This window comes from Streptomyces sp. NPDC008001, from assembly GCF_042958085.1.
Lineage (GTDB): Bacteria > Actinomycetota > Actinomycetes > Streptomycetales > Streptomycetaceae > Streptomyces.
In genome coordinates this window covers 153,376-169,858 of record NZ_JBIBIZ010000002.1, presented here as the reverse complement: position 1 = coordinate 169,858, position 16,483 = coordinate 153,376, and the positions used below count along the sequence as shown (strand labels likewise).

General features: G+C 71.9%; 15 protein-coding genes. 8 read left to right on the top strand and 7 right to left on the bottom strand.

Features of this window, described 5'->3' with window-relative positions; genetic code table 11:
* Nucleotides 1–96 precede the first annotated feature (96 nt).
* Both ACFZCD_RS05735 and ACFZCD_RS05730 read right to left on the bottom strand, forming a co-directional pair.
* Nucleotides 97–1,554, bottom strand: a complete 1,458-nt coding sequence (locus tag ACFZCD_RS05735; RefSeq protein WP_391828246.1) for a VWA domain-containing protein — start codon at nt 1,552–1,554, stop codon at nt 97–99.
* A gap of 250 nt (nt 1,555–1,804) precedes the next feature.
* The gene (locus ACFZCD_RS05730; RefSeq protein WP_391828244.1) at nt 1,805–2,443 is read right to left on the bottom strand and encodes a GNAT family N-acetyltransferase; all 639 of its coding nucleotides are present in this window, start codon (nt 2,441–2,443) and stop codon (nt 1,805–1,807) included.
* Between the two features lie 220 nt (nt 2,444–2,663).
* Here ACFZCD_RS05730 and ACFZCD_RS05725 point away from each other — a divergent pair, with 220 nt between their 5' ends.
* Nucleotides 2,664–3,845, top strand: a complete 1,182-nt coding sequence (locus ACFZCD_RS05725; protein WP_391828242.1) for an alpha/beta hydrolase — start codon at nt 2,664–2,666, stop codon at nt 3,843–3,845.
* Between the two features lie 78 nt (nt 3,846–3,923).
* Here ACFZCD_RS05725 and ACFZCD_RS05720 read toward each other — a convergent pair whose 3' ends face one another.
* Entirely contained in the window at nt 3,924–5,129 is a 1,206-nt protein-coding gene (locus ACFZCD_RS05720; RefSeq protein ID WP_391828240.1) for an alpha/beta hydrolase, read from the bottom strand.
* A gap of 175 nt (nt 5,130–5,304) precedes the next feature.
* Here ACFZCD_RS05720 and ACFZCD_RS05715 point away from each other — a divergent pair, with 175 nt between their 5' ends.
* Nucleotides 5,305–5,979 (top strand): ScbR family autoregulator-binding transcription factor, encoded by a 675-nt coding sequence (locus ACFZCD_RS05715; protein ID WP_391828238.1) that lies wholly within the window; start codon nt 5,305–5,307, stop codon nt 5,977–5,979.
* 191 nt (nt 5,980–6,170) lie between these two features.
* Here ACFZCD_RS05715 and ACFZCD_RS05710 read toward each other — a convergent pair whose 3' ends face one another.
* The gene (locus ACFZCD_RS05710; RefSeq protein ID WP_391828236.1) at nt 6,171–6,794 is read right to left on the bottom strand and encodes a TetR/AcrR family transcriptional regulator; all 624 of its coding nucleotides are present in this window, start codon (nt 6,792–6,794) and stop codon (nt 6,171–6,173) included.
* 579 nt (nt 6,795–7,373) lie between these two features.
* On the opposite strand from ACFZCD_RS05710, the gene ACFZCD_RS05705 reads away from it, so the two are divergent.
* Nucleotides 7,374–7,805, top strand: a complete 432-nt coding sequence (locus ACFZCD_RS05705; protein WP_391828234.1) for a rodlin — start codon at nt 7,374–7,376, stop codon at nt 7,803–7,805.
* Nucleotides 7,806–8,017: 212 nt separating this feature from the next.
* A complete protein-coding gene (locus tag ACFZCD_RS05700) occupies nt 8,018–8,527 on the top strand; it encodes a rodlin (RefSeq protein WP_391828232.1) in 510 nt (169 codons plus the stop codon).
* Nucleotides 8,528–8,623: 96 nt separating this feature from the next.
* On the opposite strand, the gene ACFZCD_RS05695 is transcribed toward ACFZCD_RS05700, so the two are convergent.
* Together ACFZCD_RS05695 and ACFZCD_RS05690 are read right to left on the bottom strand one after the other, a co-directional pair.
* Complete coding sequence (locus tag ACFZCD_RS05695) at nt 8,624–9,802, bottom strand: 3-hydroxybenzoate 6-monooxygenase (protein WP_391828230.1); 1,179 nt, start codon at nt 9,800–9,802, stop codon at nt 8,624–8,626.
* A gap of 90 nt (nt 9,803–9,892) precedes the next feature.
* Nucleotides 9,893–10,597 carry an SDR family NAD(P)-dependent oxidoreductase gene (locus ACFZCD_RS05690; RefSeq protein WP_391828228.1) on the bottom strand — a complete coding sequence of 235 codons (705 nt, stop codon included), beginning with the start codon at nt 10,595–10,597 and terminating at the stop codon, nt 9,893–9,895.
* Nucleotides 10,598–10,857: 260 nt separating this feature from the next.
* On the opposite strand from ACFZCD_RS05690, the gene ACFZCD_RS05685 reads away from it, so the two are divergent.
* The 3 genes from ACFZCD_RS05685 to ACFZCD_RS05675 all read left to right on the top strand — a co-directional run bounded on the left by ACFZCD_RS05685 (nt 10,858) and on the right by ACFZCD_RS05675 (nt 14,668).
* Nucleotides 10,858–11,328 carry an AtaL-like protein gene (locus tag ACFZCD_RS05685; RefSeq protein ID WP_391828226.1) on the top strand — a complete coding sequence of 157 codons (471 nt, stop codon included), beginning with the start codon at nt 10,858–10,860 and terminating at the stop codon, nt 11,326–11,328.
* Between the two features lie 139 nt (nt 11,329–11,467).
* A complete protein-coding gene (locus tag ACFZCD_RS05680; protein ID WP_391829005.1) occupies nt 11,468–13,069 on the top strand; it encodes an FAD-binding oxidoreductase in 1,602 nt (533 codons plus the stop codon).
* Nucleotides 13,070–13,156: 87 nt separating this feature from the next.
* Nucleotides 13,157–14,668: an MFS transporter gene (locus ACFZCD_RS05675; RefSeq protein WP_391828224.1), complete on the top strand. Its 1,512-nt coding sequence runs from the start codon at nt 13,157–13,159 to the stop codon at nt 14,666–14,668.
* Between the two features lie 109 nt (nt 14,669–14,777).
* Here the strand turns inward: ACFZCD_RS05675 and ACFZCD_RS05670 are convergent, their stop codons facing one another.
* On the bottom strand, nt 14,778–15,551 hold the full coding sequence (locus ACFZCD_RS05670; protein WP_391828222.1) for a 2,3-dihydro-2,3-dihydroxybenzoate dehydrogenase: 774 nt from the start codon (nt 15,549–15,551) through the stop codon (nt 14,778–14,780).
* A 230-nt stretch (nt 15,552–15,781) separates the two neighbouring features.
* Here ACFZCD_RS05670 and ACFZCD_RS05665 point away from each other — a divergent pair, with 230 nt between their 5' ends.
* The gene (locus ACFZCD_RS05665; RefSeq protein WP_391828221.1) at nt 15,782–16,321 is read left to right on the top strand and encodes a cupin domain-containing protein; all 540 of its coding nucleotides are present in this window, start codon (nt 15,782–15,784) and stop codon (nt 16,319–16,321) included.
* The last annotated feature ends 162 nt before the right edge of the window (nt 16,322–16,483 follow it).

The window sequence follows — 16,483 nt, the reverse complement described above, 5'->3', positions numbered from 1 at the left end:
CGAGGGCGGGGAAACGCAGCCGGGCGGGCCGGAATCCGGCCCGCCCGTCGCAGAGAGGCTGTGTCGCCGTGGTCGTGCCGGCTCAGCCGTGCCGGCTCAGCCCTCGACGATGCCCGCCGCCCGGGCCTCCTTCAGCCACTCCGGGAACTCCACCATCAGCTCCGCGTAGAGCTGGGCGTCCGTGAGGGACTTCGGGTCGCGGCCGGCGTGGAAGAAGCCCGCGTTGTCCACGACGCGCTTCTCCGGGACCGGCAGGTCGTCCAGCTTCCGGAGGAAGTCGAAGCCCTTGCCCTCCGGATCGCCGAAGGCGACGAACTGCCAGAAGATCGGCAGGCGGGAGCTCTCGCAGAGGGCCCGCTCCGCGGCCGGCTTGCTGTACGGGCCGCCGTCCGTCTGGAAGATGACGAACGCGGGGGCGGTCGAGCCGGACTTCTCGTAGTGCTCGATCACCGCCGCCATCGCCCAGTGGTAATTGGTGCGGCCCATGTGGCCCATGGAGGAGTGGAGTTCCTCGATGCGGCCCTCGTAGTTGCCGAGGCCGACCTCGGCCACGCCGTCGACGTCCGTCGAGAAGAAGACGACCGGCACCGTGCCGTCGTCGTCCAGGTGGGCGGACAGGCCGAGGGCCTGCTCGGCGAGGTGCTGGACCGTGCCGTTCTTGTAGAACTCGCGCATGGAGCCGGAGCGGTCGAGGACGAGGTAGACGGCCGCGCGCTGCCCCGTGAGGCCCTGCTTCTCCAGGGAGGCGCCGGCCTCCTTGTAGAGGCTGACCAGACCCGGGGCGCGCTTTGACACCTTCTCCAGGCTGATGGCGGGTGCCGTGGCCGTGTCCGTGACCTCTGCCGTCGTGGCCGTGGCCGTGGCCTCTGCCGTCGTGGCGTCCGCGGCCCCTGCCGTGTCGCGCGGGGGCATGGCCGGGGCCGGCTCCGGCGACGGTCCCGGCGCGGGCTCCGGCTTGCGGACCGGGTCCGGGCCCGGGGCGGGCTCGGGCACCGGCTCGGGCTCGACCGGCGGGACGGGCTCCGGCTCCGGGACCGGGTGGGGCTTCGGCATGGGGGTGGGTTCCGGCTCGGGCTCCGGGCTCGGCTCCGGCGGGACGGGCCCGGGGCCGGGGCGCGGGCCCGGGGTCGGCCCCGGCCGCGGCGGAACCGTCGGCTCCAGCGGCCCGGGGTCGGGGATGCGGCCGCTGCCGGGCGCGTCGAGCGCCGGATCGTCCACGACCGGCCGGCCGGCGACCGGTTCGGCCGTCGTCACTCCGGCGGCCGGCGCGGTCGCCGGAGTGGCGAGCGGATCCGCCACGCGAGCCGTGCTGCCGCCCTGCTGCGGCGGCACCGGTGCGCGTACGGGCTCCGCCGCCGTCTCCTCCGCCGAGGTGCGGGGGCGGGCGACGACCGGTTCGGGACGCGGTTCGGCGCGCGGCTCCGGGTCCGGCTCCTGTGAGGGCGCGGGCACGGACGGCGGCGCGCTCTCCCGGAGGGGGCTCGCTTCGTCTCGCTCGGCCGTCGCTGTCCTGGACCGGCCGAACGCGTTCCGCAGCAGACTCCGAATGCCCATGTGGAGTAGTCCTTCACGTGTCTCGGGAGCTATGAAATGTCCGTCTTGCGGGTATACATCCCCTTGGGGGACGGTGACGTAAGGCTAGCCGCCCCCCTATTCCCCGCATGCTCAGACCCTCGCGCGGCACTCCTGCCCGCCCCACGCACGGGGGACGGGCCCTACGCCCACTTGGGGCCAAGGGACTTCACGCCGCGTCAGTCCCGGCGTTTTCGCGCCATCCGGGGCGGCTCCCGCGACCGGTCGGCGCTCAGCGCTGCAACGGCCGTACGTACACCTCCAGCGCGTCCCCGAGGTCCCCCGCCGCCGGCAGCCGCAACCGGCCGGCCGGCTGCCAGCCCCAGGACCGGCGGGCCGCCTCCGCCGCCGGGGCGTGCGCGTCCGCGGGGGAGAGGACCAGCGCCGCGAGCGCCGCACCGCTGCCGGACAGCAGCCGGTCGTGCAGCCGCCGCCCGATGCCCTGGCGGCGGTGGCGGGGCGCGACCACCAGCTCGGCGACGGCGAAGACCCGGCCGGCGGCGGTCAGCTCCTCCAGCGGGCCGGGGACGGGCCCGGCGAAGCCGTGCCACCGGGCGCTGTCGCGCGGCAGCGGATAGCCGTACGCGCAGCCCACCGGCCCGCCGGCGTCCGCGACCACCAGGTCGAAGCCCGGCCGTGCGGAGTGCTCGGCCAGCCGCTCCCGGAAGCGGCTGCGGCTGTGGAAGGGCTCCACGGGAGGCTCCCCGCGCAGCTCCGTGCCCGATCCCGGCCCCGTGCCCGGTCCTGTGCCTGATTCCACCCGTGGTTCCACGCGTGGTTCCGCGTACGCCGTGACGTGCAGATCCGCGAGCTGGTCGCGGTACTGGTCGGCCTGCCAGCGGCTCAGCCTGCGAAGGAAGACGTCACCCATGCGCCCTTCTTGCCCAGTGGGACCCGTACCCACCCGTCCGCCCGGGCGGCCGTGTTTCCGGGGCGGGAACGGCAGGGGGCCGGCAGGACACGGGCAGGCCAAGAGCAGGGTAAGAAATCGGTCCAGGGCAACCCTGTCCGCCCATTCCGGCCTCTTCATCGGTGAGTATCGCTTTGCCGAACATGAGTACCCACCACGGGGGCAGGGAGTTGAGAGGCGCATGGGCCTGACCAGCAGGTCGCTCTTGTACACGGTGGTGTTCGTCGCCGTGGTGTGTGTCGGTCTCACTGTCTGGCTCTGGCCGCGGCTCTCCGGGCGCGGCGTGCTCCCCCTGTTCGGGCGGCTCGGCGCGATCCTCGTCACCCAGCTCACGATCATGTCCTCGGTGCTGCTGGCGGTGAACTCGGCCAACAGCTTCTACGGCACCTGGGGCGAGCTGATCGGCAAGTACGACCGGTCGCCGGGCGAGGTCACCCAGGTCACCGAGAGCGGCGCCGCGAACGCCGCACCGGTCGACGCGGGCAAGGGCGGGCTCATACGGAGCACCGGCACGGACGGCCTCGACAAGTCCGACATCCCGCAGGGGCCGAAGGAGAAGGTCGGCACGCTGGAGTCGGTGCGGCTCGTCGCCCGCCGGGCGGGGGTCACCGAACCGGCGTTCGTCTACCTCCCGCCGCAGTACTTCCAGGAGCAGTACAAGCGGCAGCGCTTTCCCGTGGTCATCGCCATCAGCGGCTACCCCGGCGGGATCACCAACCTCTCCCACTTCCTGAAGATGCCGCGGACGGCCAGCGACCTCATCGGCGAGCACCGGATGCAGCCGACGGTGATCGTGATGCTGCGGCCGACGATAGCCGCGCCGCGCGACACCGAGTGCGTGGACGTGCCCGGCGGACCGCAGTCGGAGACCTACTTCACCAAGGACGTGCCCGAGGCCCTCAAGAGCGCCTACCGGGTCGGCCACGAGGCCAGCGCCTGGGGCGTCATGGGCTACTCCTCGGGCGGCACCTGCGCGCTCGAACTCGCGATGCGGCAGCCCGGCACGTACCCGGTGGCCGGTGCGCTCTCCGCCGACTACAAGATCAAGAATGATCTGACCACGGGGAACCTCTTCGGCGAGGGCGACGAGGGCGAGAAGAACAAGCGGGAGCACGATCTGATCTGGCGGCTGAAGAACCTGCCCGCGCCGCGCGTCTCGGTCCTCGTCACCAGCAGCAAGGAGGGCGAGAAGAACTTCAAGGAGACGGAGAAGTTCCTCAAGGCCGTCAAGGAGCCGATGACCGCGGCGAAGATCATCCTGCCGTCGGGGAGCCACAACTTCACGACGTGGCGGCGGGAGATCGGGCCGACGCTGGAGTGGATGAGCAAGCAGCTGACGTTCCCGCAGGACGTCAACAACTGAAGGTCGAGGCCGGCGCAACAGCTGAGAGCTCAAGGCTGCCGCGCTGCTGAAGCTCAAGCCTCCCGCAGCAGCTGAAGCTCAAGGCTGCCGATCGGCTGCCGGCGGCGGGACGTCCTCGTCCGGCCCTGGTCCCGGTCCCGGTCCCGCTCCCGGCCCCGGCGGCGCGACTTCCTGCCGTTGCTCCCGTCCTCCCGGGGCCTGCCCTTGCCCCTGGCCCGCTCCCGGTCCCGTCAGCTCCTCGCTGAGCCACGAGAACGCCGCCGGATACATCGAGATCCAGGTGTTGTAGTTGTGGCCGCCTGCCGGCGCCAGCATCGTCCGCAGCCGGACGCCGCTGCCCGCCGCGGCCTGCTCGAACTGCTCGATGAGGGAGGGCGGGCTGGAGCGGTCCTGCCGCGACGTGGCCAGGAACAGCCCGACGTCGGTCTGCGTCGGCTTCGTGTGGGCCACCAGCCACGTCGGGCTGTTGTGCTCCCGCAGGACGGGGTCGGTCAGGGCACCCTGCGCGCCGTTGAGCGGGTCGGGGTCGAGGGCCGCGCCCGCCCCGAAGACGCCGGGGTGCTGCAGGGGCAGCTTGGCCGCGCAGTAGCCACCGGTCGAGATGCCCAGCAGACCCCACGAGCGGGGGCCCTTCCCCGTCCGGAAGTGCTGCCGGATGACGTCCGGGACGTCCGTGGAGAGCCAGGTGGCGATCTTGTGGCCCGGGATGTCGGAGCAGTCCGTGTCCATCCCGCCGGGGTTGATGACCGGCACCGCCAGGATGAACGGGTGCGTCGTGCCCGTCCGGAGCAGCTTCGAGAAGTCCGCCGGCATGTGGCCCTGGTCCAGCCAGGACTGCGGTGAGCCGGGGATGCCGTGCAGCAGCATCACCACGGGGAACGGGGTCCGGCGGAAGCGCGGCTCGTCGTACTCGGGCGGCGTCCACACCATCACCTGGCCCGACAGCGCCGAGCGCGGGCCGCGGACGTACGTCTGCTGCATCCCCGCGTCACCGCGCAGGAAACGGGCGCGGTCGGGCGGCGGGCCCGGCATCGCGACGGGGCCGCTGCCGCCGGTGCGGCCCAGCAGGTCGTCCCAGGAGGCGTAGAGGCCGTAACTCGTGTTGATCCACGCCGCCACCACGCAGATGGCCGTCACCTGGCAGAGGCCGATCAGCACGACGCGCGCCAGCCAGCGGGCGGGGGCTGGGCCGGGGATCCTCGACCAGAGGAGGAGCGTGGCCAGTACGGCGCACGCCGTCGCCGCGGCCAGCGCGGCGAAGAAGCCGGTTCCGGTGAGACTCATCGCTCCCATAGATATCCCATAGATACACGTTGGCTTGTTCGCTCTCCTCCCTTGACGCGGTTGTGCTGCATACGCTCGACGCCGCGGGCGCGCCCGGTACCGGCTGCGGCCGCTGGATGCCCAGCCCCCACCGTGCGGACGCGGTGCGCGGGCCCCATCGAACCGGAGGCGTACCGTGGCCAAGCAGGACCGTGCGATCAGGACTCGACAGAACATCCTGGAAGCGGCCGCGGTGGTGTTCGACGAACGGGGCTATGACGCGGCCACCATCAACGAGATCCTGGCACGGGCGGAGGTCACCAAGGGGGCGCTCTACTTCCACTTCCCCTCGAAAGAGGACCTCGCCCTCGCCGTCGTCGACGCCCAGACGGAGGCGACGTCCGCGCTCCTGGACCTTCCCGGGGGGTGCCGGATGCAGCGGCTCGTCGACCTCGGCATGGTCTTCGCGCACCAGCTGCTCGTCGATCCGGTGCTGCGGGGCAGCGTGCGGCTGACGATGGAGCACGGCTCCCCCGCGCTCCCGCACCGGATCCACCGGAGCGGGCCCTTCGCCGGCTGGACCGAGATCCACACGCGGCTGCTGGCGGAGGGCAAGGAGCGGGGGGAAGTGTTACCGGACGTCGTGCCGTCGGAGGTGGCGGAGCTGATCGTGGGGGCGTTCGGGGGAATCAACGCCCTGTCGCAGTCGGTCTCCGACCGCGCGGACCTCGAACGCCGCGCGATCGTGCTCTACGAACACCTCATGCCCTCGGTCGCCGTCCCCGCCGTCCTGGCCCGCCTCGACATGGCTCCGGGGCGGGGGGCCCGGGCGCTGGCGCTCGCCGCGCTGGAACCGGTGGGGGCGGCGTAGGCGGGCGGGGCACGTCGGCGGCGCACGTCGGCGGCGAAGGGGGCGCCGTACGGCCCGGGCCCCGCCGGTGCGGCAGCCCCGCCGTCACGGCGGCCCCCCGCCGTCACGGCGGCCCCCCGCCGTCACGGCGGTCCCCCGCCGTCACGGCGGCCCCCTCCGCCGGGTCGGCGGCCCCCTCCGCCGGGTCGGTGTCAGGCGTGGTCCGGTGCCAGGGCCGGGGTCGGGGCCGGGGAGTACGCTCCCGAGAGCGTGTCCAGGGCCACGCCCAGCAGCGCCTCGCGCCGCTGCTCCGCGGTGCCGGCCTCCTCGTCGGGCGTGAACGCCCCGTCGAGCGTGAACGCTCCGAAGTGCACGGTGAGCACCGCACTCGTGACCCGCATGCGGCAGCCGGACTCCAGGTCACCCGCGTGCATCAGCCGCGAGATCGCGGTCACCCGGTCCCTCAGCTCCCGGCCGACCGCCAGGTCCCGCAGCGTCGCCTGGTTCTCCTGCAGGATGCGGTAGACCGGCATGGCCGAGGCCAGCGCGGCGCTGTACCGCCGCAACAGTTCCCGCTTCGTCTCCGGCGTCGGCGGTTGTTCCTCCGCCCACGCGATGAGTTCGTCGACCGGCCTCCCCAGGTCGCGTGAGATCGCGCTGAGGATGTCCTCCTTCGTCTTGAAGTGGTAGTACAGCGCCGCCTTCGTGACGCCGAGCGCCTCGGCGATCTCCCGTAGCGACGTCTTCTCGTAGCCATGTGAGACGAAGAGGTCCAGGGCCGTTTTCTGGATGCGCTCCCGGGTGTCGCTCCTGCGCGCCTGAGGGGTGCTGCCCATGGTTCTCTCCTGCCGTTGTCGTGAACCTGTCGCCCCCTGGCCGGTCCCGCCCGACGCCCGGCCGGCCCACGGCCCGCCTTCCGGACCGATCCCAACTGGCCGCGCTCGCAAGCAAGTGGACGTGCCGGGCCGCCGCCGCACATGCCAGGGGAGTGGAGATCATGCCGCAGAAACGCGCCCCGGCGGGCTCGCAGCGACCGACCGCGACATCACCGACACGCAATACATACATTGTCGTGGTCGGAATGGTCTCCGGTGGCCAAGTGGCCACAGAGGTACGGGACATGGCCCGCGTGAACACCCGGCCCGCGCACCGCCTGTACGCGTTCCGCGCCCCCTGTGCCGCACTCCACGCCCCCTGGCCCCGCGGCTCCGCATCCTGCGCTCGCATTGAGGCCGCTGATATCACTGCCATATCAGCGCACTATCGAATGCGCGCCCATTTGTATTTATCGGCCAGTCCTACCTGCGGCCTTCTTACTGGCTCGAATGAGTGAAACGCCGGAACCTCTGTATAGGGCCGGAGTTATTCAGAACGCTTTCCCAGTGGGGGCGCTACACGATCGAAAGGCTTAGGACGTGCTCAATAAGGTAATTGCCACGGCAGCCCTGACGGCGTCCGCGGTCGGCACCATGGCCGGCCCGGCGATGGCCATCGGAAACGACCAGGACGTCGCGAACGGCAACGCCGCGAAGACCGGTTACGGCAACACCAAGACCGGCGGCATTGAAAGCCCGCAGATGAGCCTGATCCAGGGCACGCTGAACAAGCCGTGCATCGGCATCGGCAAGATCGGTATCCAGTCCGTGCTGGCGCTCATCAACATCGGCATCCAGGACATCCCGATCCTCACGTCGCAGCAGCAGCAGCAGTGCACCGACAACTCGACGATCAGCGACGGGGACGACCCGCTGTCGCACATCCTCTCGGAGATCCCGATCATCTCGGGCAACGGCTCCGGCAACAAGACCGAGGGCGGCCACGGCCACCAGGGCTTCGGCGGTCACTGACCATCGCGGTAGTCGGACGGAATTCCCCCTGCGGCGGGTGTGCGGGCCCCGCGGCAGGGGGTTTTCCCCGTCCCGGTGTTTTTCCGTGAGCCGGGCGGGCGCGCGGCCGAACGAGTGAAGGGCCGCACCCGGTAATAACCTCGGGCAAATTCCCGAGTTAGGCAGAGAGCTCAGAGATCCCGTAATCGTCGAGCCAGAACGAGGAACCAAGCGTGATCAAGAAAGTAGTGGCCACGACCGCACTCGTCGCTTCCGCGGCCGGCGTGTCGGCGACCCCCGCGATGGCCGTCGGCAATGGCCAGGACGTCGCGAACGCCAACGGTGCGGGCCAGATGTACGGAAACACCTGGACGGGCGGCTACATGAGCCCGCAGATGGGCCTCATCAACGGCTCGCTGAACAAGCCCTGCATCGGCATCGGCAAGCTGGGCGCGCAGTCGCTGATCGGCCTGCTCAACATCGGTCTCCAGGACATCCCGATCCTCTCCTCGCAGCAGCAGCAGTCCTGCACGGAGAACTCCACGATCAGCGACGGGGACGACCCGCTGTCGCACATCCTGGACGAGATCCCGATCATCTCGGGCAACGGCTCCTGGAACGACCGCGAGGAGCACCACCACCACCGCGGTCACCACCACGGCGGCTTCGGTCACCACGACCGCGACGACGACGACCACCGCGGCGGCCACGGCGACCACGACGACTGGCACCGCGGGCACTGACGGTCAGGCCCCCACACCACGGACGCCCCCGGTCTTCCGGGGGCGTCCGTGCGTGCAGGTGATTACGGTCCTGTGTTCGTGCCCGTCCGCTGCCGGTCAGTGCGCGCCCGCGTGCAGCCAGGCCACCTTGTCGTACAGCTCGTCCGTCGTCAGGGAGCACAGCATCCGGTTGCGGGCGCGGGCCGCGTCCCCCGCCGGGTGGTACAGCTGCTTGCCCATCTCGCGCGCCACCAGCTGCGTCCGCGCCGTGCGTTCGCAGCGCCCCGCGTTGTACTTCTCCAGCCGCCGCCCCAGGGCCGGCTCGTCCGGCTCCGCGCCCCGCAGCAGCTCGCCCAGCAGCACCGCGTCCTCCAGCGCCATGCAGGCGCCCTGCGCCGCGTACTGCAGCATGGGGTGCGCGGCATCGCCCAGCAGCGTCACCCGGCCGTCCGTCCAGTCCGCCACCGGGTCGCGGTCGCACAGCACCCACGCCCGCCAGCCCCGGCCCAGCTCCAGCAGCCGCCGCGCGGCGTGCCCCAGCTCGGGGAACTCGCCGACCACGGCCTCGGCGGGCACCGGCAGCCCCGCCACCGCCTCGGACGCCGCGTCGTCGCGGGTGGCCGCCAGGTTCAGGCACTTGCCGCCCGCGATGGGGTAGTGCACGAAGTGCCACTTGGGCCCGGCCCACAGGGTGACGCTGTTCCAGCGCAGCTCCTCCGGCACCTGATCCATGGGGATCACCGACCGGTAGATGGTGTGGCCCGACACGCGGGGGTCGCCGTCGCCGACGAGCTGGCGGCGCACGGCCGAGCGGATGCCGTCCGCGCCGACCAGCACGTCACCGCGGAAGGTGCGGCCGGTGCACGTGACGACCGTGACCCCGGCGGCGTCCTGCTCGTAGCGCACCACGAACTGACCGCCGAGGAGAGTGACGGCGGGGTGGGCACGGCACGCGTCGAGCAGCGCCTGGTAGAGGTCGCCCCGGTGCACGACGGCGTACGGATTGCCGAAGCGCTCCCGGTAGGCGCCGGTCAGGGGCATGCGGGCGATCCGCTCGCCCGTCGTTCCGTCCATGAACTGCAGCTCGTCGATCAGCACGGCCCGCGCGCGGACCGCGGTGCCCACGCCGAGGCCGTCGAGGGCGCGGAAGGCGTTCGGTCCGAGCTGGATGCCGGCCCCGACCTCGCCGAAGACGTCGCTGCGCTCCAGCACGGTCGCCCGGTGACCCTGCCGGGCGACGGACAGGGCGGCCGCCAGGCCGCCGATCCCGCCCCCGGCGATAAGGATGTTGGCCATGTCGTCTCTCGCAGTCCTCTCGCACGGGGTTCGCGGGGTTTGTGAGGGTCGTAGGGGGTCGTGGGGTGCTTCGGGTTCCCGGCCGGCGGCTCAGACGGCGGTCTTGCGGTCCAGGACCAGGTCGTGGCCGACGACGTAGGACGCCTCGTCGGAGGCCAGCCACAGCACGGTGTCCGCGATCTCCTCCACCTTCGCGCCGCGGCCCAGCGGGCAGGGGCTGATCGCATTGATCCGGATGCCCTTGCCGATGTATTCGCGCGCGGCGGTCTGGGTGAGCGTGCTCACCGCCGCCTTCGACGCGGCGTACGCGCCGAGCCCCGGCAGCATGCCCTGGCTGCCGATGTTGCTGGCCGTATTCACGATCACGCCGCCGCCGTTGCGCTCCATGAAGGCGATTTCATGCTTCATCGACAGCCAGACGCCGGTCAGATTGGCGGCCAGCGTCTCGCCCCACACGCTTTCGCAGATTTCCGCGACGGGCTGGTGGGGGCCGAGTTCGGTGACGTTGTTGAAAGCGACGTCGATACGGCCGTGCCGTTCGACGACGGCGGCCACGATGGCTTCGGCGTCGGACGCCGTGCCGTTCTCGCCGTGCCGGGTCACGTCGGCGACCCCGCAACTGGCGCTGCCGCCCAGTGCCTTGATCTCCTCCACCGTGTCGTGCAGCATTTCCGGGTGGCGGCCGGCGACCACGACATCGGCCCCCTCACGTGCGAATGCAAAGGCGGCAGCGCGGCCGATGCCCTCTCCGCCCCCGGTGACCAGGACAACCTTGCCTGCGAATCGCTTGGACATCGCGTCTCTCCTGTTTCTGCATCAGCGACTGCGTCTGCGCCGTATCAACTGACCTCAGCATCAGGGGAGTCGGGCGCCGACGGGGGCATATGCACCGCACTTCGTCAGGTGAAAAGGGGACGCGGCGCGGGGCCCGGCAACGGGTGAGGGGCGGCACCTGACGCAGTAAGGGAAGGGGCTTTGACCGGCCTGCGGAATGCGGCGAAGACTTCGAGTGCCTTCCGGTTCTTTCTGTCGTTTCGCCGCTCGCAGGAGAACGCATGATCACGCTTTCGTGGACCCGCAAGGTCGATGACGCCGGTGCCGCCCCGTGCACCACGCGGGAACGCCTCTGGCGGGTCCTGCTGCACAAGGCGGAGCATCCCGTCGGCTACGTTCCGGCGATCTCCGAGTGCCGGGTCCTGGAGCGTTACGAGGACGGTTTCCTGCGCGAGGCCAGGCGCGGGTCGCGGCAGCTCGTCCAGCGCGTCACCCCGGACGCGGCGGCCGGCCGCATCACCTTCCGGCACGCCGACTCGTCCGACATCGCGGTGATCACCAACCAGATGGGCGAGGACGAGCACGGCAACCTCACGCTGACCCTCAGCATCACGCTCACCGAAGCGCCGTCGTGCGCCGTGCTCAGGGAGAACGCGTACCTCCACGAGCTGGACACCGACTTCGCGGCCACGCTCGACGCCATGACGGCGGTGCTGCGGCAGCATGCGCTGGAGGGGCTCGGCGATGCGTGAGGGCGGCCGCCGGGCACGCGGGGACGGGTACGGCTACGGGGATGGCGAGTACGGCTACGGGGCCGGGGACGGGCAGGGGCGAGGGTACTCGCGGCGGCAGGTCGTGGCGGGCGCGGCGGCCGTGGCGGCCGGTGTCGGCATGGCGGTGGCCGGCCCTGCGGGGAGCGCGGCGGCGGGCGGGCAGGCGCGCCCGGGGCCTGGCGCGGGCACCGGTGCGGGCGGGCCGGACGCCTTCGGTCCGCTGACCGTCCGGCCGCCCGACCGGCGCTACGCCGACCTCACCCGGGGCGCCAACCGCCGCTGGTCCGGCACGCCCGACGCCGTACGCCTGGTGGAGTCGGCCGACCAGGTGGTCGCGGCCGTCCAGGAAGCGGTCGACACGGGCCGGAAGCCGGCCGTACGCAGCGGTGGCCACTGCTACGAGGACTTCGTGACCTCGGACGACGTACGGCTGGTCATCGACACGGGCTTCATGGACCGGGTCGGTTACGACGCGGCCCGGCGGGCCTTCTTCATCGAGCCCGGGGCCCGGCTGGGGGAGGTCTACCGCGCCCTCTACCGGGGCTGGGGCGTCACGGTGCCCGGCGGCACGTGCCCCACGGTGGGCGCGGGCGGGCACATCGTGGGCGGCGGCTACGGCGCCCTTTCCCGGCTGCACGGGCTCGTCGTGGACCACCTGTACGGGATCGAGGCCGTCGTCGTCGACCGGAACGGGACCGCCCGGAAGGTCCTCGCCACGCGGGAGGAGAACGATCCCGGCCGCGAGCTGCTGTGGGCCCACACGGGCGCGGGGGGCGGTTCGCTCGGGGTCGTGACGCGGTACTGGATGAGGTCGCCGGGCGCTACCGGGTCCGATCCGGCGGGGCTGCTGCCGCGGCCGCCCTCCGAACTGCTCGTCTCGACGGTCACGTGGCCGTGGGAGGGCATGACCGAGGCGGCGTTCTGCACGATCCTGCGGAATTACGGGCGGTGGTGCGAGCGGCACGGCGCGCCGGGCGCCGGTTCCCCGTACGCAAGCCTGTTCAGCCAGCTGAAGCCGGCGCACAAATCGGCCGGCGCGTTCTCCATGACGACGCAGATCGACGCGTCCGTACCGGATGCGGCCGGGCTGCTGGACGCCTTCCTCGCCGAGGTCGGGCGGGGCGCGCGCCCCGGATACCGGGTGGACGACCGGCGGACCATTCCCTGGCTGCACGCCACCACTTCCTGGCCGGGGTTCACCGCGCCCGACACCACGATGCGGTTCAAGGCCAAGTCCGCGTACATGCGGAGGGGATTTCCGGAGGAGCATCTCCGGGCGTTCTACCGGCATTTGACCCGGGACGACTTCGCCGGGCCGATGTCGCTCGTGATGATCAGCGCGTACGGGGGGCGGGTCAATGCGGTGGGCGCGGCGGACACGGCCGTGCCGCAGCGGGATTCCGTCATGAAGCTGCACTACGTCACCTTCTGGCGGGACGCGGCCGGCGATGCGCGGCATCTGGCGTGGATCCGCGAGTTCTATCAGGACGTCTATGCGGCGTCCGGGGGAGTGCCGGCGCCGGGGGACGTGACGGACGGGTGTTTCGTCAACTACGCGGACACGGACCTGAATGCGGCGCGCTGGAACCGGTCCGGGGCGCCGTGGCACGAACTGTATTTCAAGGGGAATTACCGCCGGCTGCAGGCGGTGAAGGCGCGGTGGGACCCGAGGGACGTGTTCCGGCACGAGCAGTCGGTACGGCTGCCGGGCGCGGAGTGATGTGAACCGCCCCGAAGTGAGCCGAGCCGCTGAAGTGAGCCGCTCCGAAGTGACCTGATCCGCTTTGCGGGGGAAAGAGAGGGACGTATGTCGTCCGTATTCGCACCGGATCCGGGAGGCGCGGCCGCCCGCACCGGGCGCGGTTTCGCCCTGCTGGGCGCCGTGCAAGTCGTTCTGATCCTGGCCATCACGATGCTGTCGCCGGCCCTGCCGGCGATCCAGCACGACCTGGGGCTGTCCGGGGCGCAGCTGACGCTGGTCAGCGCGGCGTACGGGCTCTCCTTCAGCGGGCTGCTGATGCTGGGCGGGCGGCTGGCGGACCTGCTCGGGCGGCGCCGGGCGCTGGTGGCCGGGGCCGCGGTCTTCGGGCTCGCGTCGGCGGCGGCCGGGCTCGGCCCGGGGTTCGCGTTCCTGCTCGGGGGCCGCTTCGTGCAGGGCGTCGGGGCGGCGCTGGCGGCGCCGGCGGCGATGTCCCTCGTCCGCTCCCTCTACCCCGGCGAGGCGCGGCACGCGCGGGCGCTCGCGGTGTGGGGCGGGCTGGCCGGGTTCGGGGCGACGGCGGGGATGCTGCTGTCCGGCACGGTCTCGACGTGGGTGTCGTGGCGGTGGGCGTTCGTGGTGCCGGTGGCCGTCTCGCTGGCGGCCGTGACCGCGGCGCGGCGGCTGCTGCCGGCGGGGCCCGCACCGGTGCGGGTGAAGCTGGACGTGCCCGGCGCGGTGCTCGTCACCGCCGGGCTGACCGTCATGAGCTACGGGCTCGTGCAGGCGGGCGAACGGTCCTGGGGCGCGGGTGTCGTGTGGGGGCCGATCGCGGCCGGGGTGCTGCTGCTGGCCGCGTTCGTCATGGTGGAGCTGAGGGTGGCGAATCCGCTGGTGCCGCTGGGGTTCCTGGCGAGGCGCCACCGGGCCACGGCGCTGTGGGCCGTCTTCATCGGCTCGGCCGGGATGTCGACGATCTTCTTCCTGCTGTCCCTGTACTTCCAGGAGGTGCGGGAGGCGTCGCCGCTGCTCACGTCGGCGGCGTTCCTGCCGTTCAGTGCCGCCCAGGTCGTGACGGGGATGCTGGCCGGGCGGCTGATCGGGCGGTTCGGCGGGCGTGCGGTCATGACGGGCGGGCTGGTGGTGGCGGCCGCCGGACTCGTACTGATCGGGCAGCTGGGCGCGTCGACCCCGTACGCGGGGGCCGTGCTGGCCGGTCTGATCGTCTTCCCCGTCGGGATCGCGTGCGTGTTCTCCGGGTCGACGGTGGTGGCCCTGGAAGACGTCGAGGACGCGCGGGCGGGACTGGCGGGCGGCGTCGTCAACACGGCGCTGGAGGTCGGCCCGACGGTCGGCCTCGCCGTCCTGGTCTCCCTGGCCACGGCCCACGCGACCACCCTCCGGGCCGGCGGTGAGTCCGCCGCCGCGGCGACCTCCGGCGGCTACGCCTTCGCCCTGCTGCTGGCAGCGGCGGCCTTCGCCGCGAGCGCCCTGGGCGCGGCGGTGGCGCTCCGGGGCCGCGCGGGGGGCCGGGGCGGGCCCTCGGAGCCGAGGCCGGAAGCGTCCCCGCCTCTCCCGGCTTCTCCTCACCCCGAGGGGGCGGAGCCGCAGCGGCGGTGAGGGGTGCCGGCGGCGCTCTTTGCGGAGGCACCCCCTCACCCCCCACACATTGACGAGCGCCGTGCGGGTGGCATTCACCCCCACGGCGCTCGGGTCACTCAACCCGCGGTCAGACACCCAGCGCCGCACCCCCGTCCACCGTCAGGTCATGCATGGTGATGTGGGACGCCGCGTCCGACAAGAGGAACACCACCGCCTGGGCGACGTTCTCGGGGCGGGCCAGCTTCCGGAGCGGAATGCCCACGCGGAACGAACTCGCGACGCCCTCGATCGACGCCTTCCGCGCCGCCTCCCCGTCCTTCCACATATCGCTCAGCATCGGCGTCTCCGTGGAACCCGGCGCCACCAGATTGCACCGGATCCCGTATTTGGCGACCTCCAGTCCCAGGCACTTCGTGAACATCGTGGCCGCCGCCTTCGACGCCGAATAGGCGGCCATCTCCACCCGCGCCGTACCGGCCGCGTTCGAGGCGATGGTGACCACCGCGCCACTGCCGCGCGGCACCATGCGGTTGACGACCGCCCGGGAGACGAAGAAGACCCCGCTGGTGTTGACGGCGAAGGTGAACTTCCAGTCCTCGTCCGTCAGCCGGCGCGCTTCGCCGAGGCGGAGCACCCCGGCCGCGTTGACCAGGTAGTCCAGCGGGCCGAGCGTCCGCTCGACCGCGTCGACGAAGGCCTCCACTTCGGGGCTGGAGGTGACATCCCCGGGGAACGCCGCGACCTGCAGCCCGTCCGCCGTGCATTTCTCGACGCAGGCCAGCAGCCGGGACTCGTCCTTGTCGACCGCTGCCACGGCGACGCCTTTCTCGGCGAGCGTCCGGACGACCGATTCCCCAATTCCGCCTGCCGCCCCGGTGACGAGAGCGACTTTTCCTTCCATCTGTAAACCTCCATACGCGGAGTCCATGGCACGTCCGTGAACAATTGTCAGAAAAACTGGATGGCGGGTGAAGCGGGGTTTTGTCACTCCGTCAGGTGAGGAGGAAAGGAAAGGAGAGGAGAGGAGGGAGGGCATCGCTCCCGTACCCGGGCCGTACGCCGAAGTGGCCCACGATCCGGCCCGGAAAATGGACCATGGAACCGGGCACTTGTGCCCCTAGATTGATCAACATGACCAACGCGCAGAAGCCCGCCCCCGCCCCGGCCGCCTCCACCCCGGCCGCCCCCGTCCCCGCCCCCGTCCTCGTGCGCGCCGCCGAGGCCCCCGTCCTCAGCGATGGGCCCGGCAGCCTGATCACGCTCCTCGCGGACTCCGGCAGCACGGGCGGGGCGCTCACGACGAACCGCGCCACGCTCGCCGAGGGAGCGGCGGGCGCTCCGGCCCATTTCCACACCCGCGCGACGGAGTTCTTCTTCGTCCTGGACGGGGCGCTGGAGGTGCTGGCCGGCGAGGACGTACTCACCCTGCACAAGAACGACTTCCTCGCCGTACCGCCGGGCATGCCCCACGCGTTCGCCCCCGCGGCCGGCCGGTCCGCCGACGCCCTGGTCGTCTTCACGCCGGGCATGGGCCGCTTCGACTACTACCGCCTGCTGGAGCGGGTGGCGCGCGGCGAGGCGAGCGTCGAGGAGATCAAGGAGTCGTCGGAACGGTTCGACAACCACTACGTGGACAGCCCGGCTTGGCGCGCGGCCCGCTCGGCCGCGTAGGGCGACCGCCGGGGACCGGCCCGTCGGAGCGACCCCGGCACGTAACACCTTCACTGCGTTATCCACAGGCCCGGCCTCGAACTCCTGGCCTGTCGCACAGAGGTGTTAACGTCGCAGCGATCTGAAGAGATCGCATCAAGCAAGGGACGGGGGTCCACGGCG